This window comes from Clostridium lentum, assembly GCF_014287815.1.
GTDB classification, from domain to species: domain Bacteria; phylum Bacillota; class Clostridia; order Clostridiales; family Clostridiaceae; genus Clostridium; species Clostridium lentum.
In genome coordinates this window covers 58,859-82,161 of sequence record NZ_JACOOQ010000013.1, presented here as the reverse complement: position 1 = coordinate 82,161, position 23,303 = coordinate 58,859, and the positions used below count along the sequence as shown (strand labels likewise).

Genomic DNA, 23,303 nt, shown 5'->3' with positions numbered 1-23,303 from the left:
ACGATAATTAATTATAAAATATATTATGTGAGGTGAAAAATAGATAAATTTTATCTATATATTTATGATTAATAATTTAGAACATAAGTTTAAAGTATATTATTGTATCAAAAAGAAGAAGAGTAATCCAGTAGGTGATATTATAAATGATTTTTACTTTCAAGATGAATTAGGTTATGTTTATGCTAAGGATAAACATGAAGCAGTAGAAAAGTTCTTTAAAAACTTTGGTTTTATGAATGTAATATCTAAGATTGAGCAGATGAATTAATAAGTTAATCCATAAAGTTATAGAAAATATTTATGGATTAACTTATTTGAAATATAAATATTAAAAAGTACTTGCTAAAAAATATTTACTATCATAAAAAAAATTGATAGACTATAGTAAAAGTTACATTTTTAGAAGGGACATAGGAAGATGAGCAAAATATTTGTTAATTACCCTAAGTGCAGCACATGCAAAAGGGCAGAAAAGTTTTTAAAAGAAAACAATGTAGAATTTGTTAATAGAAATATAGTAGAAGAAAATCCAACAGCGGAAGAATTATCTTTATGGATGGATAAAAGTGGTTTAGAACCAAGAAAGTTTTTTAATACATCTGGTGTTTTATACAGAGAAATGAATTTAAAAGATAAGATAAAGACTATGTCAAAGGAAGAGATGATTGAAATATTATCTACTAATGGAATGCTAGTAAAGAGACCGCTATTAGTTACAGAAGATATAGTGCTTGTAGGATTTAAAGAAGAAAATTATAAAGAAATTATATAAAAGAAGTAGTAGAACTGTATATATGGCAGTTCTATTTTAAATTAAAGGTAAGATAATATTAGCATTAATATACAATATTTCAGTAATATGTTAAAATACTAAGTGGAAGGAGACATTTATATGGAAAACTACATCATAAGAAGTAAAGCTAGAAGACAGCTTAAGGATAGAATGGGACTAGCGGTTGGAACAATATTACTTTCGACAATTTTACTTAATATAGTAAATGTAATGTTGGATATTACAGATGATAATATATTACTGTTTTCTTTACTATTTGCAATAGGGTACTTATTTATTTCTGCCCCAATACAAGCAGGAAGATGTAAGTTTTTGTTAAATATGGTTCAAGGAAAAGAAGAACCAAAGATATCAGATTTATTTTCACAATTTAATATATTTTTAAAAGTATTTACCATGAGCTTAATAATATTTATTTTTCAATCTTTAATCATGTTAATATCAATTTTAATTATAAAAGGTTTATTACCAGCAGATGTAATGAGCACAAAGTTATCAGTTAGTAGTATTACTTTAATATTTATGATTTTATTAGCAATATCAATTTTTTTATTTTTTATTGATATAATTTATTCACAAGTTAACTATATAATGGTTGAAGAACAAGAAATAAAAGTAATTGAATGCATGAAGAAAAGTAGAAAGATGATGAAGGGATTTAAATTTAAGTATTTTAAACTACAAATCTCTTTTATTGGTTGGTGGATATTTTCAATATTTACTTTAGGTATAGCTACTTTATGGGTAAATCCTTATTCAATGCTTGCAAATGCAAACTTCTATGAAGAAGTAAAAAATATTAATGTGGAGGTGCAGCATGAGAAAAATATATTATGAAGATCAGTATAAGAAGGAATTTGTAGCTGAAGTAGAAGCAATTGAAGAAATAGATGATAAATATCATGTTAAGCTTAATGAAACTGCTTTTTTTCCTGGCGGAGGCGGGCAGCAAAATGATTTAGGATTTATTGAAAAAATACCAGTAGTAGATGTATATGAAAAAAATGGGGAAGTATATCATGTTTTAGAGAAAAAACTTATTAAAATACATAGAGTAAAATGTTCCATAGATTGGGCAAGAAGATTAGATGGAATGCAGCATCATTTAGGACAGCATGTTTTATCAGGATGTTTTTATCAGCTATTTAATGCTAATACTGTCAGTGTTCATGTTGGAAAAGAAATTGCAACGGTAGATATTCAAGGAATACTGACAGAAGAACAAATAAGGCAGGCAGAAATTAAAGCAAATGATTGCATTAGAGAAAATATTAAAGTAGAAATGCTTACGCCTACAAAGTCAGAATTGAAAAAAATTAAAATTAGAAGAGATTTACCAAATACTAATGAAGAGATAAGGATAGTTAAAATTGGTCATTTAGATATTAATGCTTGTTGTGGAGTACATCCTTCTTCAACATTAGATTTAGGAATAATAAAAATAAAAAAATGGCAAAAGCATAAAGGAAATACAAGAATTGAATATCTAGTAGGAAATAGAGCTTTTAATGATTATTTGAAAGTTGATAATTTTAGCAATGATATTTGTAAATATCTAAGCTGTGGAAAAGATGATGTTATTAATACTATTAACAATTTATCAAACCATATAAAAGAGTTAAGTGATGAAAATAAGAGCTTAAATATTAAGTTATCGGATTATCAGATTATTGAAATGCTAGAAAGTTCAGAAAAAATAAAGGATATTTTAATTATAAAAAATATATATAAAGATACAGATATCAAAAATCTTATTAAATTAGCAGATAGAATTACAGAAAGAAGTAAAGCTATTGTATTATTTGCTTTAGTACAAGATGATAAAGCTAATATGATATTTAAATCTTCTGCCCAAGTTAAAGATGTTTCTATGAATGACCTTTTAAAAGACGCTATAAGTTTAATTGATGGTAGAGGTGGTGGAAGTCACAATCAAGCCCAAGGTGGTGGAAAGAATAATAGCAATCTTAAATCTGCAATGGAATATGCAGTGATGAAAATAAATAAACAATTAAAATAATTAAATTTAATACTTAGATTTATTACTTTGAATATCAGTATGAATAGATAGCACTAATATATTTTAGTACTGTCTATTTTATTTTCATAATGAAACAAATAATAACATTTATTTTTAACTTTCATATAATAAAATATAAAAAATATATCACAAAGGAGATATAATTATGTACTATGAGAAACCAAGAGAATATGAAGAGTTTGAAGATATATGTGATGTAAGAGGTTTTGAACAGGCTGAAGACAGTGGGAAATTTGATTGCAGAATTGGTGAAGATGATATACAATGTTGTAGTACCAATGATAATGTTGATTGTGTAGATATAGATCAAACTTCATATTCTAAAGGATGTTGTAATAATCATGCAGAATTCATTATAAGCAATTTTCAAGAGTGTTATGAAGAAGAGCCTTGTATTGAGCAGTGTAAATGTAATGTAGAAGAAAAATGTAATGCAGAAGAAAGATATAATATAGAAGAAAAATGTAATGCAGAAGAAAAATATAATATAGAAGAGAAATGTAATGTAGAAGAAAATTATAATTATTATAATAAAGAAAATTGCTTAGATAATTATGAATGTAAGCCAAAGAAGCACCATAAAAAACCAAGGAAGAGGCCTTGTATGGAATATAAAAAGGGCATGCAGGTAGGATATAGGATGGGGTATATGAAAGCACAGCAAGAATTTAGAAGAAGGATAATGTATATGTATAATATGTTTCAATGCAGATAGTCATATATTCTTTTAAATAGAAAAGTTGAATTTTTCAACTTTTCTGTTTAGTTTATAATTATAGTATACTTTCAGCATATTTGGTAAAAATATATATGTATATTTATCAGGAGAGTATAAATGAAAGATTTAATTTATAAGATAGATGCTTTTGGCGAAAAAATCATAGGATTTATCTATAATAAGAACAAATTTCTAGATAAATTAATGATAGCAATTACTTTAAGTGGCGATTTAGGTATTATATGGATTATAATTTCTTTTTTCTTGTTTAGTAGAAAGAAGTATACTAATGTAGCCATTATGCTATTATTGGCTATAGTATTAGCGTCTATATTAGGTGAAGGAATAATTAAACATATAGTAAAGAGAAGGAGACCATTTATAAAAAATAAAATAGCAAAATTATTGATTCCTCATCCAGGAACATACTCTTTTCCTTCAGGTCATACAGCATCTTCTTTTGCAGCAGCTACTGTATTTATAAGAACTGATATGAGACTTACATCTTTAATAGTTGCTATAGCTGTTTTAATATCTTTTTCAAGATTATATTTACGAGTTCATTATTTATCTGATGTTATAGGTGGAATAATACTGGGAGTTTTTTCAGGAACAATAATAGTCACTATGTTTAGTTAAATAGGAATATATTAAGGTTTACCTTAATATGTTCCTATTTTTTTAAATTATATATTTAACAAGCTTATTGGGGAAAAGATCATTAAATTCATTGGTAAAAAATTCTTTGATTTCATCAAGAGTCTCTTTAGGATAAAGATATTTTCCATATCCAATTTTCATATATGAAAACAGGATAATTTTTAATGAGGTAATATAATTATTATCATAAATTTAGCTGATAATATTGTCAATGAGTTATATATTAAAAGCTTAGATAAGTATTGTGTTTTAAGGGTACATGTATCTGTAAAACCAATAGATGAAGCAACAACAATAGTATCTTTATTTTTACTATTTGCAATATTGGTGGGACTTGTGATGGCATTGGTAATATCCACATATTATTCAAGAGCTATCAGTAAGCCACTTATAAAAATAAATGAAGCAGCTAAGAAAATGGCAAAACTTGATTTTGATAATTATATCGAAGTTGACGGTCAAGATGAAATTACTCATACGCCAAATGGAGAAAATATAATAATAAAAGGACAACTTCACAAAATTACTGTGGAAAACACAGGGGTAACTATTGAAGAAGCTGAACTTAAAAAAGTATTTGATGCTTTTTATAGAGTTGATAAATCGAGAAATAGAAAGACTGGTGGAACAGGGCTTGGTTTATATATAGTAAAAACTATTTTTGATAAAAATATTAAATATAATATGAATTCAAAAGAAAATTCTGTAGAGTTTTCGATAGAATTCCAAAAAGCAGCCATTATTAGAAAAAATGGTTGTTTTTTATGTTTTTGTAAAAATAATGTTGACAAAAATACTATGATATTGTATTATACTGAAGTAGATGATAATGATTATCAATATATATATAAATAAAATGCGGAGGATAAAATGAAAAAAAGATATTTAGCAATAGCTTTAGTAATATTATCGTTTATTTCGTTGTTTATAGGAGTAAGCAATATAAGTATTAAAGACATATTAGCTGGTGACAGCAGTAAGGTGCAGATAATTTTAATAAGTAGATTGCCAAGGCTTATCAGTATAATAATTGCTGGTATGGGACTAAGTATAAGTGGTCTTATAATGCAGCAGATAAGTAGAAATAAGTTTACATCACCTACAACGGCAGGGACTATGGATTCAGCTAAAATGGGCTTGATGTTTGCTATGTTATTTATGCCAAAGGCAGGAGTAATATCAAAAGCTATTTTTTCATTTGTCTTTGCATTATTAGGATCTTTAATATTTATGACCATATTAAAAAAGTTAAAAGTAAAGAATATAATCTTTGTACCTTTAGTAGGTATGATGTTTGGAAATCTTGTTAGCTCCATAACATCATTTATATCTTACTATAAAGATATGAATCAATCATTAAATGCATGGTTTCAAGGAAGCTTTTCTACTGTAATGAAGGGAAATTATGAGTTGCTTTATTTATGTATACCAGCAATTATATTAGCTTTTATATATGCAAACAAGTTTACAATTGCAGGAATGGGAGAGAGTTTTGCTACCAATTTAGGCTTAAATCATGAAAGAATAGTAAATATAGGATTGATATTAGTTTCAGCAGTATCAGCACTAACGTTAGTTATGGTTGGTAATATTCCTTTCTTAGGACTTATTGTTCCTAATCTAGTAAGTATATCTAAAGGAGACAATCTAAAAAATTCGCTAGTTGAGACATGCCTTTTTGGAGGAAGTTTTGTACTTCTATGTGACATAATTGGAAGATTTATTATTGCTCCATATGAAGTTTCAATTGGACTTACTGTAGGAGTTATAGGTAGTGCGATGTTCTTATACTTAGTTATGAGGAGGAAAAAATAATGCAAATTAGCAGGGACAAAAAAGCAAAAAATCAGATAATTGTATTATTAATACTTACAATAATAGCATCTATAGTTTTTGTTGTTATTGGTATGAATAAAAATAATATGGATTATCTTTTATCAAAAAGAATTCCAAAGCTCATAGCAATATCTTTAAGTGGTGGAGCAATTGCATTTTCATCAATCATATTTCAGACAATATGCAATAATAGAATTTTGACACCTAGTGTATTGGGGTTAGACTCAGTATATAGCTTTATACAAACCATAGTTGTTTTTGCATTTGGTAGTACAAGCGTTGTAATGACCAATAAAAATTTAAATTTTATTTTATCGTTAATAGGAATGTTGATTATTTCAACTTTACTATATAAGTTTGTTTTTGGAAGAAATAATAATGGAATAATGCATTTATTATTAGTGGGATTAATATTGGGAACATTTTTTAGCAGTCTTACATCATTTATGCAAGTGATTATTGATCCTAATGAGTATTTAACATTACAAAGTAAGCTTATAGCAAGTTTTAATAATGTAAATACTGATATAATTATTTTATGTATTCTGATAATTTTATGTATACTTCCTTTTATATATGATGAATTAAAACTACTTGATGTGATGGCATTGGGAAAAGAACAAGCAATAAATTTAGGGGTAAACTATGATAAAGTTATGAAAAAGCTTTTAATAGTAGTTGCTGTTATGACAGCAATGTCTACAGCATTAGTAGGACCATTAACATTCTTAGGACTTATAGTTGTAAATGTAACATATCAAATAGTGAAAAGTTTTAAACATAAATATTTAATTATTACTTCAATATTAATAAGTGTTTGTAGCATAATAGTTGGACTTATATTTGTTGAAAGAATATTTAAATTCACTACAACATTAGGAGTAATAATAAACTTTATAGGAGGATTATATTTCTTATATCTATTGCTTAAAGAATCAAAACTTTAGAGAATAAGAAAAATTTTTAAAGTAAGGGAGAATCGCTATGATAGAAGTAAGAAATTTAACTAAAAAATATGGCAATACAAAAGTAGTTGATAATGTATCTTTAAACATAGAAAAGGGAAAGATGATTTCGTTAATTGGACCAAATGGTGCAGGTAAAAGTACGGTTTTATCAATGATAACAAGATTAATGGATATGGATGAAGGACAAGTTATTATAGATGATGTTGAATTATCTAAATGGGATAATAGAGAACTTTCAAAAAGAATTTCAATATTAAAACAAGCAAATGATGTTAATTTACGTTTAACAATAAGAGAACTTGTTGAGTTTGGAAGATTTCCACATTCTCAAGGTAATATAACAGAAGTAGATAATGAGTTTATAGATAAAGCCATTAAATATATGCAGCTTGAAGATATTGAGCATAGATATTTAGATGAGTTAAGTGGTGGACAAAAACAAAGGGCGTATATAGCAATGGTAATTGCACAAGACACAGAATATATATTTCTAGATGAACCATTAAATAATTTAGATATGAAGCATTGTGTACAAATGATGAAGGTTATTAGAGGGCTTGTAGATGATTTAGGAAAAACAGTAGTTACTGTGTTACATGATATTAATTTTGCATCATGCTATTCAGATATAATTGTAGCTTTAAAAAATGGAAAAATGTATAAGCAAGGTGAAACTTTATCCATCATTAATAATGAAGTATTAGAAGATTTATATAATACAGAATTTAAAATACAAGATATTGAAGATAAAAAAATATGTATTTATTTCTAAAAAATAAGCCTTGCTTATTTTTTAAAAGAATTTATTGATAATGAAATTCATTATAAAATATTAAAGTTAATTTTAGGAGGAATAATAATGAATAAAAAAGTTTTAGCAATAGTTGCAGCAGCGGCTGTAGTAATAGCTGGAGGAGCATATTTACTTAAGGGGAATAAAGTAGAAAGTAAATATAGTGAAGGAGCTATAGAGGTTACACATAAATTAGGAACTACTGTTTTAAATGAAGCACCTAAAAATGTAGTAGTATTAGACTTTGGAGCATTAGACGTACTTAGTGAAATGGATGTAAATATAGTTGGTTTACCTAAATCAGGAACTTTACCTGAATATTTAGAAGAGTTTTCAGGAGAACAATATACTAATGTTGGTAGTGTAAAAGAACCAGATTTAGAGGCCATTAATGAATTAAATCCAGACTTAATTGTAATGGCTGGAAGAATGTCTGATTATTATGAAGAATTTTCTGAAATAGCACCAACTGTATATGTAGAAAGTGATGGTGCAGATTATATAAATAGTTTTAATAAAACGGCAACAATGTTTGGTGATATATTTGATAAAGAAGAAAAAGCTACAGAAATAATTGAAGAAGTAGCACAAAAAGTTAAAGAAGCGAATGCTGAAATAGCAAAGAAAGATATTAATGCATCAATAATAATGGTTAATGGAAGAAATATCAGTGCTTATGGTGCAAAATCAAGATTTGCACTTATTCACAATGAATTAGGAATTAAAGCAGCAGATGAAAATATTGATGACTCTACACATGGACAAGAAGTTACATTTGAATATTTAGTTGAAAAAAATCCAGGATATATATTTGTAATTGACAGAAATTCAATTACAGGTTCTAAAGACATAACAGCTCAGTCAATTATTGAAAATGAATTAACAAAACAAACAGATGCTTATAAAAATGGAAATATAGTGTATTTAAATTCAGTTAACTGGTATACAGTATCAGGTGGATATACTTCAACTTTAAATATGATAGAAGAAGTTTTATCAGCAGTAAAAGCATAATATAAATACAAAAAGTCTTTGCAATTAATAGCAAAGACTTTTTATAATATAAAGATATATATGTAAAAATTACATTTGTTGAGTTATAGATTTATTTAAATATTTATGAGATAATGAATAGAAAAATATTATATAAAAGGTGATCTAATGTATAAGGTAGCAATTTTTGATTTAGATGGGACGTTATTAAACACTTTGAAAGATTTGGCTGATGCTTGTAATTTTGCCTTAAGGTCGCATGGCTTTTCAGAACATCAAATTGATGAATATAAATATTTTCTTGGAAATGGAGTATATAAGCTAGTGGAAAGAGCATTGCCAATGGATAAAAAAGATGGTGAAACGGTAGATAAAGTTTTAACAGAATTTAAAAAATACTATGAAAAGCATAAGAGTGATTTTACTAAGCCATATGATGGTATAGAAGAATTATTAATAGCTTTAAAAGAAACAGGAATAAAAACAGCAGTTGTTTCCAATAAACCACATGAATTTGCAGTTGAAATAGTAGAAAGATATTTTGGTAAATCTTTTGATATAGTTTTTGGAAAGAGAGAAGGATACTTGGCAAAGCCAGATCCAACAACTGTAATAGAGACATTAAATCATTTTAAATGTAAAAAAGAAGAAGCAGTTTATATTGGAGATTCCGATGTTGATATGTTTACAGGAAAAAATGCCGGTCTTTTTTCCATTGGTGTTGCGTGGGGATTTAGAGGTGCTAGAGAATTATCTGCTGCTGGGGCAAATAAAATAGTATATACTTCAGAAGAATTATTAAGTGAAATTATCAAATAGTATTAAAGTTAAGGTAGGTACATTAATATAACAGTAGTAAATAAAAATGTAGATTATAAACAATTTTTATTAAAAATAAAGGGTAAACAATAATGTATAATTTTTTATTAATATTATAGAGGTAGAAAAATGAATAAATTAAGAAAGAAAAAAAGGAAAAAAATAAAGCCTTTTGAGTTAAAAAAAATCAATGAACAGTCCATTGATAGATTAATACTTGTAGGCATATCTATAGGTGTAGTAATAGTAGTTTTACTTTTAAGAATGTTATATCTTACTATTATAAAGGGTTCAGAGTTAGCAGAGAAAGCTGAAACAGAATGGAAATCAGAAATGAATTTAACGGCTATGAGAGGTAATATAGTAGATAGAAATGGTTCTATTCTAGTTACATCAACTAATGTTTATAGAATTGAAGTAGATATGGATACATTAAGAGCATATGTTGATGATGAAAAAACCACTATAGAGAAAGTATCTGCCAATATAGCTGAAGCGATAGGTACTTCCTATGATAATATTTATAAAAAGCTCAGTGATAAAGAAAATAAATTTATAATTTTATCTAAAGGACTTGAAAAAGATGCTATAGATAAGGTAAAAGCTTTAGAAATTGCTGGGTTAGTTTATTATGATGAAATAGAAAGATATTATCCTAATGGTAATTATTTATCTCAAGTTTTAGGTACAATCAATTCAGAAGGTGTAGGATTAACAGGATTAGAGCTTCAATATGATGATTATTTAAGTGGACTATCAGGAATACGTATAGGAGGTATTGATGCTTATTCTAATGATCTTCCATTTGTAAGTGGAAAACAAACTAATGCAATAAATGGGAAGGACATTGTTACTACCATTGATGAAAATCTTCAATATTATGCAGAACTTGTAGCTAAAGAAGGCCTTGAAACACATAAAGCAAAGCGAGTATCCATAACAATAATGAATCCTAATAATGGAGAAATATTAGCTATGGCAAATGCACCAGGATATGATCCCAATAGCCCATATGAAGAATATGAAAACTTTGAAGGAGACACTGAAAATGATAAAATTCAAAATATGTGGAGAAATTCTATTGTAAGTGATACTTATGAACCAGGATCTACATTTAAAATAATTACCATGGCTGCTGCTATGGAAGAAGGATTAATTCATGATGATGATGTGTTTGTTTGTAATGGAAGTAAGACCTTTGGAGATGTTCAGGTTCATTGTTGGAACTTGTCAGGGCATGGTGCACAAACAGCAGCAGAAATACTTAAAAATTCATGTAATGTTGGATTTATGGAATTAGGTGCAAGATTAGGTGCTGAAAAGTTAAATGAGTATATTAAAAAATTAGGTTTTGGGAGTATTACAGGAATAGATTTACCAGGTGAAGCAGAAGGTATTGTGAAAAGTACCAATAGTATCAGTGATATTGATTTAGCAACAATAGCATTTGGACAAACTAATACATTAAATGCTCTTCAGCTTTTAACAGCAGTTAATGCAGTTGCTAATGGTGGAACTTTAATACAGCCTCATATTGTAAAAGAAATAACTCATAAAGATTCTAATGGAAATACTATTGTTGATAAGACAATAGAAGGAAAGAGTACAGAAAATGTGCTTTCAGAGAAAACATGCGCAACTTTAAGAGAGTATCTTGAAAGGACTGCTACACAAGATGCTGGAGCAGGGACTTTTGTCCAAGGATACGATATTGGAGGAAAAACAGGAACAGCTCAAAAGGTTGATCCAACTACAGGAGCATATTCAGCTGATAAATATATTGCATCAATGGTTGCAATGACACCAGTAGATGATCCTCAATTAACGGTATATATATCAGTTGATGAGCCAAGTACAGGTGTGTATTATGGTGGACAAGTAGCATCACCACTGATGAAAAAATTATTTTCTTATATATTCTCATATATTGAGTCTCCAACAGGTAAAGCTAGTTACTCAATTTCAAAAGATGTAGTTATACCTGAAATAAGAGGAAAATCAGTAGAAGAGGCTAAAACTATTTTAGAAGAAAATGATTTAGGATGTGAAGTTGAGGGAGAGGGAAATACTATTGTTTCTATAAACCCATATCCAGGAACTACTGTAAAAGCTGGTTCAAAGATAAAATTAACAGCATCTGCTAAATCTTCAATAGACAATAAAATAATTATGCCAGATCTTGCTGGAACAACAGTGGAATTTGCCATTAACCTTTTAGATAATTTAGGACTTCAATATGAATATGAAGGAAGTGGAAAAGTTGTTGAGCAGAGTATTTCTAGCGGAGAATTAATAAGTAGTGGTACAAAAGTGAAATTAGTATTTAAGGAAGAATCTGAATATTAGTGGAGGAAATAAGTGAAGGAGAAGAAAGCTAAAAAAAGAAGTAAGAAAATAAGCAGAAAAAAAAGCAAGAAGGGTATTGGTGATTTAGTAATATTCTGGACAATAGTTGTTTTAGTGGCAATTGGTTTTATAATGATATTTTCATCAAGTTCCTATTCAGCATATTTTGAATATAATGGCGATAGATATAAAATTGTTAAAAAGCAAATTTTATGGACAATTATAGGATTTGTTTCAATGTATATCACTATGAATTTTAATTATCATTATTATAAAAAATTAGCCAAACCAATATATATAAGTGTTTTTCTACTTTTGTTAGGTGTTATGGTAGGAGCAAAGCTAGGATTTACTAGCTTAGTTCCTAATATAAAAGGAGCTACAAGATGGATACATTTAGGACCACTATCAATACAACCTTCAGAGTTATCTAAATATGCTATTGTTATAGCATTAGCAACATTAATGGATAAGAGAAAAAGTAAAATAGTAGACTTTAAATCTGGAGTATTAGTCTATTTGGGTGTAGGAGCATTTATGGCAGGGTTAGTATTGTTACAAAATAGTTTAAGTGTTACCATAATAATAATGGCAGTGACACTTATAATGATTTATGTGGCAGGAGGAAAGTTTAGTCATGTATTTACTGTTGGTGTAATGGGAGTAATAGGAGCTATAGGTTTTATATTTAGTACATCATTTAGAAGAGCTAGATTTTTAAACTTTCTTGACCCTTGGCAAGATGCAACTGATGTTGGGTACCAACTTATACACTCTTTATATGCCATAGGATCAGGTGGATTTTTTGGTGTGGGGTTAGGTCAATCTAAGCAAAAAGCACTATATATTCCAGAACCATATAATGATTTTATTTTTTCAATTATAGTTGAGGAGACAGGATTTTTAGGTGGTATGCTGATAATAGCATTATTTATTGTATTAATTGCTGCTGGTATTAATGTAGCAATTAAAGCAAAAGATATGTATGGTAGACTTTTATCCACCGGGATAATATCAGTTGTGGCAATACAGCTTATAATAAATGTTGCAGTTGTAACTGGTAGTATGCCAGTTACAGGAATTCCAATGCCTTTCATAAGCTATGGAGGTACTTCTATGGTGTTTATTATGGCAGCAATGGGTATACTACTTAATATATCGAAAGTAAGTAAGAGTTTAGAAAAAAATGAATTGGCATAAAAAACTGTAGTAAGGCAAATAATATTGCCATACTACAGTTTTTTTATATTGACAATAATATATTATATAAAATATACTAAAACGGTAGGAATACTAAGAAATGATGGAGGAGAATATGGAAAGTACGTTTTTAAGTGAATTTTTATTTATAACTGATATAAAAACCATAGCATTTATTGCGATTTTAGTGGCAATATTTATTTTAGTTAGGAAAATGGAGAAGAAGAAGATTAAATTCTCTACAAGGATGATTTCTGCTATGGGTATAGGTCTTGTGTTAGGATTTATTATTCAGTTAGTAGCGGGATTTCCAGAAAAGCCGTCTTCAGTAAGATGGATTGAGGAAGTTAGCAAATGGTATGGACTAGTTGGTAATGGATTTATGGATCTTTTAAAGATGCTAGTTGTACCTTTAATATTTGTATCTATAATAAGAGTTATTATAAACATGAAAGATGGTGTAAATTTAGGGAAGCTTACATCAAAATCATTATTAGTTTTATTAGGAACAACAACCCTTGCTACAATAGTAGGATTAGTTGTAGGAAATTTATTTAACTTAGGAGTGGGAGAAGTAGTAGCAACATCTAATACAGATATTAGAGAAATAACTTCTATAGTGGATACCATAAGAGGATTATTGCCTTCTAATCCAGTACAAGCAATGGCTGAAGGGAATATAGTTGCAGTTGTTATCTTTGCAGCATTTATAGGAACTTCTATGAAGAGATTAAATAAAAAATATAGTGATGTTATTAAACCAGCTTGGGATTTAGTTGAAGCATCTTATAAAATAATAACAAGTGTGGCAATGACAGTAATTAAATTTATGCCATATGCTGTAGTAGCTTTATTAGCAAATACAATAGCAGCTAGAGGTGTAAGTGCAATTTTAGGAGTAGTTGATTTCATTATTGCCTTATATGTAAGTGTGGCTATAATGTTTATAATTCATTTAATTATTATAGCTTTAAATGGATTAAATCCAATTAAATATGTAAAAAATGTTATGGAGCCTTTAATATTAGCTTTTACGTCAAGATCAAGTTTAGGTACTCTTCCAGTAACAATTGAAACTTTAACAGAAAAAGCAGGAGTTGATAATGGTGTTGCTAGCTTTGTAGGAAGTTTGGGATCGAATGCAGGAATGAATGGTTGTGCAGCAATATATCCAGCTCTAATGGCAATTACCGTAGCTAATATGTCAGGAACACCAATGGATTTTAGTTTCTATGGAATGTTATTAGTTATTATAGTAATAAGTTCTTTAGGAATAGCTGGACTTCCAGGAACAGCTACTATGGCAGTATCAGTAGTTATATCTGGTATGGGAATGGGATCATACTTCCCTCTATTAGGAGGAATAATAGCAATTGATCCTATATTAGATATGGGAAGAACAATGCTTAATGTAAATGGTACTATGGTTACAGCTGTAACTGTAGCAAATTCATTTGGTGATATAGATAAAGATAAATTTAATGAATAATTAGAATCAAAAGTCTTTGTAATTTATATTACAAGGGCTTTTACTATAGGAATGGTGATTTTAAATGATAATTTCAAGTAAAGGAAAATACGGATTAGTAGCTTTAATGGATATTTGTTTGTATTCAGGAAGTGAAGCTGTTACGCTAAAAAGTGTTTCGAAAAGGCAGAATATTTCTGAAAGGTATTTAGAACAAATTTTTTCTATACTTAGAAAAGGTGGTATAATAACATCTAAAAAAGGAGCACAAGGTGGATATTTTTTAGCTAGAACTGCAGCAGATATAACTGTAGGTGAAATTTTAAATATTTTAGAAGGAGATTTGAAAATAGTATCTCCCAGTGAAGAGAGAAATGATATAGAATGTTTTATGCAGAAGAATATTTGGAATAATATTAATAGGCAAATAGAGGAATACTTCGATTCAGTAACTTTAGAGGCGCTAGTAAAAGACTATATAGAAGGAAAAATTGCCATAATGTATTATATTTAAGCTTGCTATAAAAAATATAAAAAAATATTGACATATATGTTTAAATAATTTATCATTTAAGCATAAAGTTTTATGAAAATTAAATATCGAATCTTATCAAGAGTGGTGGAGGGACTGGCCCTGTGAAACCCAGCAACCTATTTTTAATTGAGAATTAAAAGTTTATGATTATGTATAAAAGTCTTAAGGGACTTTTTTACAATCGTATTTTATAGAAACTTAAGAGAATTTTTATAATTAAGTATCAATTGAATTTGTGGTGCTAATTCCTGCAGCTTTTAGCTGATAGATGAGAGAATGAATGAGTAATGTTTTTAACGTGCTGGATTTATTCTCCAGTACGTTTTTTTGTTTTACAGTAAGTAAAGTAGACGATAGGTGGGGATAACTATGATTAAATTAACGAGCGTAAAGAAGAATTTTGGTCATGTAGAGGTGTTAAAGGATATTTCAATTGAGATAAATGAAGGTGAAATTTATGGGCTTATAGGGCACAGTGGAGCTGGTAAATCAACCTTGCTTAGATGTATAAATGGTTTAGAGAGCTATGATGATGGCTCAGTAAATGTTATGGGCAAGGAAATTAAAAATTTAAATAAAAATGAATTAAGAGCCTTTAGAAAAGACTTAGGAATGATCTTTCAAAACTTTAATTTGCTAAATCGAAAGACTGTCTATAAAAATATAGCATTACCTTTAGAAGTATGGAACTATGATAAAGATAAGATTAAAGACAGAGTGTTGGAGCTACTAAAATTAGTTGATTTAGAAGATAAGGTAAATAGTAAACCAGGGCAATTAAGTGGTGGACAAAAGCAGAGAGTAGCTATAGCTAGAGCCCTTGCTTTAAATCCTAAAATTCTTTTATGTGATGAAGCTACATCAGCTTTAGACCCTAAAACAACAAAAGATATTTTAGCTTTATTAAACAAGATAAATAAAGAGTTAGGAATAACCATTGTAGTGGTTACTCATCAAATGGAAGTTGTAAAAGAGATATGTGAAAAGGTAGCGTTACTTGAAGATGGAATATTGGTTGCTAAAGGTGCTGTGGAAGAAGTATTCTTAAAACCAGGAATATCCATAAAGAAATTTTTAGGTGAAGAAGAAAATGATACATTACCAACAAGTGGAGTAAATATAAGAATTTTATTTCCAAGCAAATGTTCTGAAAGTGCAATTATAACTAGGATGGCAAGAGAACTAGAAATAGATTTTTCTATAGTTGGAGGAAAACTTGAAAAATTCAGGGAGGATGTATTAGGAAGTTTGGTAATTAATATTGATAAAAGTCAAAAAGATATGGTTTTATCATACTTAGAAGATAAAGATATTATTTTGGAGGTGCTAAAGTAATGGCTGATATAATATTAAAAGCATTTAATGAAACAGTATTTATGACATTTTATTCAACAATATTCTCAGTGATTTTTGGTTTTATCTTAGCTGTAATATTGACAATTTCAGCAGAAGATGGTTTAAGGCCTAATAAGGTTGTCTATAAAATCCTTGATGTGATAATAAACATATTAAGAAGTTTTCCATTTATTATTTTGATGGTATTTATAATTCCGTTAACTAGAGCTATAGTGGGAACTTCCATTGGCAAAGAAGCAGCCATTGTTCCATTAACCTTTGCTGCAGCACCTTTTGTAGCAAGAATTATCGAATCATCACTTAGAGAAGTAGATAAAGGAGTTATTGAAGCAGCAAAATCTTTTGGAGCATCAGATTTTCAAATTATTTTTAAGGTTATGTTAAAAGAAGCAGTGCCTTCTATAGTGTCAGGACTTACTCTTACAATTATTAGCATTATAGGGTATTCAGCAATGGCAGGAACAGTTGGTGGGGGAGGACTTGGTTATTTAGCGGTTAGCTATGGTTATCAAAGATTCCAAAAAGATGTGATGATTATAACAGTAATAATATTGATAATAATAGTACAAGCGTTACAAATGCTAGGTAATTATTTATATAAAAAGTTAAACAAATAATTTAGGGGGAATTAATATGAAGAAAAAATCAATTTTATCACTAGCACTAGCAGGTGTTTTAACAATGGGGTTAATTGGGTGTGGCAGCAAAAATACAGCAGATGATAAGACTATAAAAATAGGAGTAACACCAGTACCGCATAGGGAAATTGTTGAGCATGTAATACCAGCATTAGAGGAAAAGGGATACACAGTAGAAATTGTGGAATTTTCAGATTATGTTCAACCAAATACATCATTAGAAGATGGTGCATTAGATGCTAACTATTTTCAAACTTTAGCTTATTTAGAAGAATTTAATAAAAAAAATGGTACTCATCTAGTAAGTGCATCAGAAATACATGTGGAGCCAATGGGCGCATATTCATATAAATATAAAAGTATTGATGATATAGAAGATGGTGCAACAGTAGCGATACCTAATGATCCAAGTAATGAGGCTAGAGCACTTAATGTATTAGTTTCAGCAGGACTTATAAAGGTTAAAGATGGAGAGCTTATTACGGTGGCAGATATAACTGAAAATCCAAAGAATTTACAATTTAAAGAATTAGAAGCAGCTCAGTTACCTAGAGCACTTGATGATATTGATATAGCAGTTATTAATGGAAACTATGCTTTAGATGCTGATTTAGATGTAACAAAGGATGCTTTATTTGTTGAAGATGAAAATTCACAAGAAATGAAAGCTAGAAGAAATGTATTAGCTATTAAAGAAGGAAATGAAAGTAGTGAAAAAATTAAAGATTTAATAGAAGTGTTAACTTCAGATGATGTTAGAACATTTATAGAAAAGCAATATAAAGGTGCAGTAGTACCAGTATTCTAAATAAGAAATTTTATATTTCCTCCTAAAGGGGCTAAAATTAAGGAGGATTAATAAGAAATATGCTAATCATCAATGGAAAAAAGATGGTTTAGAAAAATAAAAAACAGTAATAAATATAGGGAAACGTATATGTAAACAGCATGCAAAACATGCTGTTTTAATTTGTGTTTAAATATTTACATCAGTATATTTTCTTAGCTAAAATGACACAAGATTATATAAAATAAAATATAGTATAATGAGATTTTTTTGTATAAGGAGATAAAGTTATGTCATTATGGGGATTATATCCATTTGGTGGAGGAGCTGAAATAGGACACATAGGAGCATATGGCGAAAGGGAGAGTACTATTGCATTAGAAGCAGTATTAGAGGCTCAAAGGCATTTGGAGAGAAATGGGGAAAAAACTATAATTACAAGGGAAATGGATGAGTATATAAGTGCCAGTAAGAGAAAGGGTATAATAAAAGATAGTGAAATAGAAATATTAGTTATTTTTCGCATGAACAGTAGTGATGATATAAACATAAAAGGTGTAAAAGTAGCTTATGTAAATAGAACAGGTGATATGGAATATTTAGCACAACTTATAAAGTGTGAAATACAAAGTGAGTTAAATACAGCAGATTGTGGAGTAATAAATGAAAGTAATTTATATAAGGATATTAATTGCAATGCAGTAATTGTTTATGGTGAGTACATTAGCAATATTAAAGTTATGGAGAATTTTGATAGTAAAAAATATGGTTATATGGTGGCTAAAGCATGCTTAGCATATAAGGATAAGGTGCTTTTAAGCAGTGAAAGAATGGTTCCTAAAAAAATGCAGAAAAGAGCCTATAGAGTATGTGTAGGATATTATAAGGATTATGATTCAGCAATGGATAAAGTTTTACAACTTAATGAAGATGGTGTAAAAGATGCTTATGTAGTACCCTATGAAGGAAATTAAATAATAGAAAATTAATGAAGGAATTCCTGGAGGAATTCCTTTTAAATAGTATTCTTAAAGTTTTCAATTTCTTCTTCATGAAGAGTTTCATTTTCTAAAAGTAGAAGAGCTAGCTTATCAAGAGATGATTTATTATTATTTAATAAATCTATAGTCTCCTTATATAAATTATTTATAAGAAGTTTTGCTTCTTCCACAATTATATTACCATAGCCTGATGTAAGATTACCTAGGTTGGATATTTTTAATAGCCCTAAACTTTCACCCATACCATATTCAGCAATCATAGCAATGGCAATATCAGTTACTTGCCCTAAATCTCCTTGAGCACCAGTTGAAATCTGACTTTTATTAAAAATAAGTTCCTCAGAAGCTCTACCACCTAAAAGAACCATGATTTTTGATTTTAAATAATTAATTCGTTGATAGCTGCTATCTTGAGGAATGGTGATTGTATAGCCACCAGCACCTTTAGTAGTAGGGATTATACTTATCTTTGAGATAGTTTCTTCAGGTAGTACAATTAACGATACTAGTGCATGACCTGCTTCATGATATGCTGTTAATAATAAATCTTCCTTCTTCAAATGTGAACGTTCTTTCTTGTTAGCTCCAGCTAGTACAAGGGAGAAAGCATCATTTATTTCATTAGAAGTAATGGAGCCTTTATTTCGTTTAGCAGCTAGAATGGCAGCTTCGTTTATTAAACTTTCTAGTTTGGCACCAGAAAAATAAGCTGTTTTCTTAGCTAGGCTTTCTATATTTATTGTTTCATGAGGTTTATTTTTTAGGTAAAGCTTTAATATTTGTTCACGTGCTTTCAAATCAGGAAGTGATACCTCCACATGCCTATCAAAACGTCCAGGTCTTAATAAAGCAGAATCTAAAGTGTCTAACCTATTGGTAGCAGCTATTACAATTATTCCATCAGAATCATTAAAACCTGACATTTCAGTAAGTAGTGCATTTAAAGTCTGATCACGTTCATCATTACCTGTAGAAGAAGCATTTCCACCAGATCTTGTTTTACCTATAGCATCGATTTCGTCGATAAAAATAACAGCTTTTCCATGAGATTTAGCTTTTTTAAATAGGCTTCTTATTCTACTGGCTCCTACACCAGCATAAACTTGTATAAAGTCTGAGCCGCTTAAAGCATAAAATGGTACACCAGCTTCACCAGCTACAGCTTTTGCTAAAAGCGTTTTCCCTGTACCAGGAGGGCCATAGAGAATAATTCCTTTAGGCATTTTTGCTCCATAAGAGCTATATTTTTCAGGTGTTTTCAAAAAGTCTACGATATCATTTAAACTTTCTTTAGCTTCAGCATTTCCTGCTACTTTACTAAAGTCATAGCTATTTAAATCTTTATTGCTAAAATCCTGTAGATTTAACTCACCAAAGGATGATTTTGACGTAAAGCCTTTGTTGACTTTAAGAAACACTATGGTGAAAATTGATATTATCAAAATAGTTGCTGGTATAGTTTTGCTAAGAGGAACAACAGGTTCTTCTACAACATCTATATTATTAAGTAGTAAATTTTCTTTAAAATTTTCAGAATTAGGATTATCTGTTAGGTAAGTGTATCCATCTTTTAAAGTAACTAAAATCTTTGATGATGAATTAAAGGATACCTGTGAAATTTCCTCGTTATTTAAATCTTCAAGAAAATTAGAATAAGTTTTACTATTTTTAGTTTTGGGATATAAAGAGGAAAAGCCCAACACTATTAAAGAGAGTACAGCGGTGATTATTGGGATTAAAATTATCTTAAATTTATTATTTTTCAATGATAGTCCTCCTTTGTAAATAACCTTAAATTAATTTTATTATAGACTTAAGAAATAAAAAGTCTAATAAAAGACATATTATTTACCAATGAAATTACTGGAAAAGGTTTAGAGGTTAGAAGTAACTTTAAAAATTTATTTAAATGAAGTATACTTTTTATATATGTTTCGGTAAGTGGAAAATTATAACTATATTCGGGGGATTGAAGGAATGAATATTACAAAAATAAAAGTGAATTTAACAGGAGAAGATTTATTAAGTATTTATAGTGAATTTGTATCTGTTGAAGGGCTTGAAGTAAAAAATATTGAAATAAGTGATGGAATAAATATTACAGGAAGGCTTAATAAAGGATTTAATATTGATTTTTTAGTAAATTTAAAATTTGAATCTTATGAAAATAACATAATAAAAATAGAGATAACAAAAATAAAAGTATTAAATATTGGAATTTTAAAATTTATTAAAAATATGGCTATAAAGTATCTTTTAAAATCTTTTAAGGAAAAGGGCATCACTTATAATAAAGGGAAAGTTGAAATAGAGTATAAGTATGTATTAAAAGATGTGTCATATGTGGATTTTGATATAGAAAATATTTTTTGCTATTTAGGATGTGTAAATGTGGAAGTAAGTAATGTACAAGTTTCTACAGCAGGATTGATTAAGAAAGATGTACAGCTTATAGATAGAAGTGTAAAAAATGATGTTTACCAAGAAGAAGAAATTAAAAAAGTAAAAGATTGCTATACTGTAGGAAGGGAAAAAGTTAAGGAAAAAATGCCTATAAAGATTAAGAAATATAGTGATTATATACTTATAATACCTGATATTATAGCATTGATTTATAGGCTTTTGAAGGATAAGAGAGTGCCTATTAAGACAAAGGTAATTATATCTTCAGTGATATGCTATATGGCAGTACCAAGTGATATAATACCGGATAAGATTCCTTTCATTGGAAAGATTGATGATATTGCTATGGCTTTTTTTGCCTTAAATAAGATAATTGAAGATGTTCCAGCAAAAGTAATCTTGGAAAATTGGGGTGGAAAAAATAATATAGTGATAGTATTAAAAACTGCTGCACAATATGTTACAGATTTTACTGGTGCGAAAAATGTAGAAACTATCTATGGTATAATAGATGAAATAGTTTCAATATAAAGATGATAATTAAGGGAGCAGATGTTGATGGCAAAAAAAGTATATGCAATAAAAGAAGGTTTTGATTCAACAAATAATAAAAAAGTAGAAAATATTGTAGTTAATACATGGACTGAATGTTTAAAGTATGTTAAAGGTGTTAAAGGAGCAAAATATAAAAGTTTTGAAAGTATGGTAGATGCCAATGAATTCCTATATAATTCCAATGATGTATTAAAGAAAGAAGATAATAACTATCCTATGGACTGTTTGCATATATATGTGGATGGAAGTTATAATATAGCTACGAAGCAATACTCATATGGTCTTGTTGCCATGAAGAATAATATCATAGAATATATTGATGGAGGCATTGGAATTAATGATTCTAGTAGAAATATAAGGCAGATAGCAGGAGAATTAGATGCTACTGTTAGAGGTGTAGAGTATGCCAAGAAAAATCATGAGAAAAAAGTTGTTATTTTCCATGATTATATAGGCATATGCTATCATGCAACAGGGTTCTGGGAAAGGAAAGAAGAATCATCAAAAATATATTATGAAAAGATGCAAAACTTCATAAATAGCGGTATGGAAATCATATTTGTAAAGGTAGATAGCCATACTGGAGATTTGTTTAATGAACTAGCAGATGAGATATGTAAGGAAAAGCTGAGAATAGCTTCTGATAAAATTGTAGAAAAATGGCTAAGTAGTAATGAAATTAAAGTGGTAAGTGAAGAAGTAAAAGAAAAGCTTTCTAAATTAATTACTAAATATAGTGAAAATATTATAGTGGTTGGTGATGAAAGAAAAGAAGAAGCTGAAGAAGAAAGTTTTGAAGTTCTAATGAAAGAATATGCTGAAAATAAAGATAGAATTATGAATGAAATATCTAAATTAAGTGAAGAAAAGAAAGAAGATTTTATTGAATATCTTCTTCAATATACATTAAAGAAATAGAAAAAATTACATTTTAACTTGCTGATTAGATCTTACTTATTTTACATATAATATTTATGGTGAAATAAGTGAGGTGTTAATAATGAAAATAGTTAAATCAATGATGTTGGGATTAGCCATTGGAACTGTTATGGGAATTGTGATGTTTCCAGAATTCGATAGAAAAACACAAAGAAACATAAAGAGAGCTAAGAAAAGAGCTAGATGTATGGCTAATGATACATATGACAATATTATGTGTTATATGAAGTGAGTTTTATAACTATATTTATTTTAATAAAAAAACTGCTATAAAAATAGAGGGCACTGAAAAATTTAATGTTTTTCAGTGCCCTCAAAAAATGTAGCAGTTTTTAATATCGTATTTATATTAGAATAAGTAAAAAAAAATATATATTTGGATAAATTTATGATATAATTAATATATATAGGGAAAATTGGTATATATTTATATAAATTTACTGTAAAGGAT

The 23,303-nt window shown here is 28.5% G+C and carries 25 protein-coding genes and 1 riboswitch; of the genes, 23 read left to right on the top strand and 2 right to left on the bottom strand.

Annotated features, from left to right (window positions below; translation table 11 throughout):
• Positions 1-64 precede the first annotated feature (64 nt).
• The 6 genes from H8R92_RS08790 (at position 65) to H8R92_RS08765 (ending at position 4,194) form a co-directional block, all read left to right on the top strand.
• Positions 65-271: a hypothetical protein gene (locus H8R92_RS08790; protein ID WP_022212981.1), complete on the top strand. Its 207-nt coding sequence runs from the start codon at positions 65-67 to the stop codon at positions 269-271.
• A 150-nt stretch (positions 272-421) separates the two neighbouring features.
• On the top strand, positions 422-775 hold the full coding sequence (locus H8R92_RS08785; RefSeq protein ID WP_022212980.1) for an arsenate reductase family protein: 354 nt from the start codon (positions 422-424) through the stop codon (positions 773-775).
• Between the two features lie 120 nt (positions 776-895).
• Positions 896-1,633 carry a DUF975 family protein gene (locus H8R92_RS08780; RefSeq protein WP_022212979.1) on the top strand — a complete coding sequence of 246 codons (738 nt, stop codon included), beginning with the start codon at positions 896-898 and terminating at the stop codon, positions 1,631-1,633.
• Positions 1,614-2,816 carry an alanyl-tRNA editing protein gene (locus tag H8R92_RS08775; protein WP_186835240.1) on the top strand — a complete coding sequence of 401 codons (1,203 nt, stop codon included), beginning with the start codon at positions 1,614-1,616 and terminating at the stop codon, positions 2,814-2,816. The genes H8R92_RS08780 and H8R92_RS08775 overlap by 20 nt, the downstream gene beginning before the upstream one ends.
• 166 nt (positions 2,817-2,982) lie before the next feature.
• Positions 2,983-3,552, top strand: coding sequence for a hypothetical protein (locus H8R92_RS08770; RefSeq protein WP_186835239.1), 570 nt, complete (start codon positions 2,983-2,985; stop codon positions 3,550-3,552).
• 120 nt (positions 3,553-3,672) lie between these two features.
• Entirely contained in the window at positions 3,673-4,194 is a 522-nt protein-coding gene (locus H8R92_RS08765) for a phosphatase PAP2 family protein (RefSeq protein WP_022212976.1), read from the top strand.
• A gap of 182 nt (positions 4,195-4,376) precedes the next feature.
• On the opposite strand, the gene H8R92_RS08760 is transcribed toward H8R92_RS08765, so the two are convergent.
• On the bottom strand, positions 4,377-4,574 hold the full coding sequence (locus H8R92_RS08760; RefSeq protein ID WP_186835238.1) for a hypothetical protein: 198 nt from the start codon (positions 4,572-4,574) through the stop codon (positions 4,377-4,379).
• Here H8R92_RS08760 and H8R92_RS08755 point away from each other — a divergent pair.
• The 14 genes from H8R92_RS08755 (at position 4,555) to H8R92_RS08690 (ending at position 18,928) form a co-directional block, all read left to right on the top strand.
• On the top strand, positions 4,555-5,070 hold the full coding sequence (locus H8R92_RS08755) for a HAMP domain-containing protein (protein WP_186835237.1): 516 nt from the start codon (positions 4,555-4,557) through the stop codon (positions 5,068-5,070). The genes H8R92_RS08760 and H8R92_RS08755 overlap by 20 nt on opposite strands.
• Positions 5,071-5,085: 15 nt before the next feature.
• Positions 5,086-6,030, top strand: a complete 945-nt coding sequence (locus H8R92_RS08750; protein WP_186835236.1) for an ABC transporter permease — start codon at positions 5,086-5,088, stop codon at positions 6,028-6,030.
• Complete coding sequence (locus H8R92_RS08745; protein WP_186835235.1) at positions 6,030-6,998, top strand: iron chelate uptake ABC transporter family permease subunit; 969 nt, start codon at positions 6,030-6,032, stop codon at positions 6,996-6,998. Before H8R92_RS08750 ends, H8R92_RS08745 begins: the two co-directional genes overlap by 1 nt.
• 37 nt (positions 6,999-7,035) lie before the next feature.
• Positions 7,036-7,791 carry an iron ABC transporter ATP-binding protein gene (locus H8R92_RS08740; protein WP_186835234.1) on the top strand — a complete coding sequence of 252 codons (756 nt, stop codon included), beginning with the start codon at positions 7,036-7,038 and terminating at the stop codon, positions 7,789-7,791.
• A gap of 87 nt (positions 7,792-7,878) precedes the next feature.
• Positions 7,879-8,826, top strand: a complete 948-nt coding sequence (locus H8R92_RS08735; RefSeq protein ID WP_022212971.1) for a siderophore ABC transporter substrate-binding protein — start codon at positions 7,879-7,881, stop codon at positions 8,824-8,826.
• A gap of 147 nt (positions 8,827-8,973) precedes the next feature.
• Positions 8,974-9,624 carry an HAD family hydrolase gene (locus H8R92_RS08730; RefSeq protein ID WP_186835233.1) on the top strand — a complete coding sequence of 217 codons (651 nt, stop codon included), beginning with the start codon at positions 8,974-8,976 and terminating at the stop codon, positions 9,622-9,624.
• Positions 9,625-9,753: 129 nt separating this feature from the next.
• On the top strand, positions 9,754-11,970 hold the full coding sequence (locus H8R92_RS08725; RefSeq protein ID WP_022212969.1) for a stage V sporulation protein D: 2,217 nt from the start codon (positions 9,754-9,756) through the stop codon (positions 11,968-11,970).
• 48 nt (positions 11,971-12,018) lie between these two features.
• Positions 12,019-13,170, top strand: coding sequence for a putative lipid II flippase FtsW (ftsW, locus tag H8R92_RS08720; protein ID WP_186835244.1), 1,152 nt, complete (start codon positions 12,019-12,021; stop codon positions 13,168-13,170).
• A gap of 115 nt (positions 13,171-13,285) precedes the next feature.
• Complete coding sequence (locus H8R92_RS08715; protein ID WP_022212967.1) at positions 13,286-14,659, top strand: cation:dicarboxylate symporter family transporter; 1,374 nt, start codon at positions 13,286-13,288, stop codon at positions 14,657-14,659.
• A gap of 64 nt (positions 14,660-14,723) precedes the next feature.
• Complete coding sequence (locus H8R92_RS08710; RefSeq protein WP_022212966.1) at positions 14,724-15,152, top strand: RrF2 family transcriptional regulator; 429 nt, start codon at positions 14,724-14,726, stop codon at positions 15,150-15,152.
• A gap of 90 nt (positions 15,153-15,242) precedes the next feature.
• A riboswitch (SAM riboswitch) is annotated at positions 15,243-15,448 on the top strand.
• 94 nt (positions 15,449-15,542) lie between these two features.
• Positions 15,543-16,508 (top strand): methionine ABC transporter ATP-binding protein, encoded by a 966-nt coding sequence (locus tag H8R92_RS08705; RefSeq protein ID WP_022212965.1) that lies wholly within the window; start codon positions 15,543-15,545, stop codon positions 16,506-16,508.
• Positions 16,508-17,146 carry a methionine ABC transporter permease gene (locus H8R92_RS08700; RefSeq protein ID WP_022212964.1) on the top strand — a complete coding sequence of 213 codons (639 nt, stop codon included), beginning with the start codon at positions 16,508-16,510 and terminating at the stop codon, positions 17,144-17,146. The genes H8R92_RS08705 and H8R92_RS08700 overlap by 1 nt, the downstream gene beginning before the upstream one ends.
• A gap of 16 nt (positions 17,147-17,162) precedes the next feature.
• Positions 17,163-17,975 carry a MetQ/NlpA family ABC transporter substrate-binding protein gene (locus H8R92_RS08695; RefSeq protein WP_186835232.1) on the top strand — a complete coding sequence of 271 codons (813 nt, stop codon included), beginning with the start codon at positions 17,163-17,165 and terminating at the stop codon, positions 17,973-17,975.
• Between the two features lie 269 nt (positions 17,976-18,244).
• Positions 18,245-18,928 (top strand): N-acetylmuramoyl-L-alanine amidase family protein, encoded by a 684-nt coding sequence (locus H8R92_RS08690; protein ID WP_186835231.1) that lies wholly within the window; start codon positions 18,245-18,247, stop codon positions 18,926-18,928.
• A 41-nt stretch (positions 18,929-18,969) separates the two neighbouring features.
• On the opposite strand, the gene H8R92_RS08685 is transcribed toward H8R92_RS08690, so the two are convergent.
• Positions 18,970-20,721, bottom strand: a complete 1,752-nt coding sequence (locus tag H8R92_RS08685; protein WP_186835230.1) for an ATP-dependent metallopeptidase FtsH/Yme1/Tma family protein — start codon at positions 20,719-20,721, stop codon at positions 18,970-18,972.
• Between the two features lie 211 nt (positions 20,722-20,932).
• Here H8R92_RS08685 and H8R92_RS08680 point away from each other — a divergent pair, with 211 nt between their 5' ends.
• The 3 genes from H8R92_RS08680 to H8R92_RS08670 all read left to right on the top strand — a co-directional run bounded on the left by H8R92_RS08680 (position 20,933) and on the right by H8R92_RS08670 (position 23,084).
• Positions 20,933-21,889, top strand: a complete 957-nt coding sequence (locus H8R92_RS08680) for a YkvA family protein (protein ID WP_186835229.1) — start codon at positions 20,933-20,935, stop codon at positions 21,887-21,889.
• 27 nt (positions 21,890-21,916) lie between these two features.
• Positions 21,917-22,831, top strand: coding sequence for a ribonuclease H1 domain-containing protein (locus tag H8R92_RS08675; protein ID WP_186835228.1), 915 nt, complete (start codon positions 21,917-21,919; stop codon positions 22,829-22,831).
• Between the two features lie 82 nt (positions 22,832-22,913).
• Positions 22,914-23,084: a hypothetical protein gene (locus H8R92_RS08670; protein WP_022212958.1), complete on the top strand. Its 171-nt coding sequence runs from the start codon at positions 22,914-22,916 to the stop codon at positions 23,082-23,084.
• The last annotated feature ends 219 nt before the right edge of the window (positions 23,085-23,303 follow it).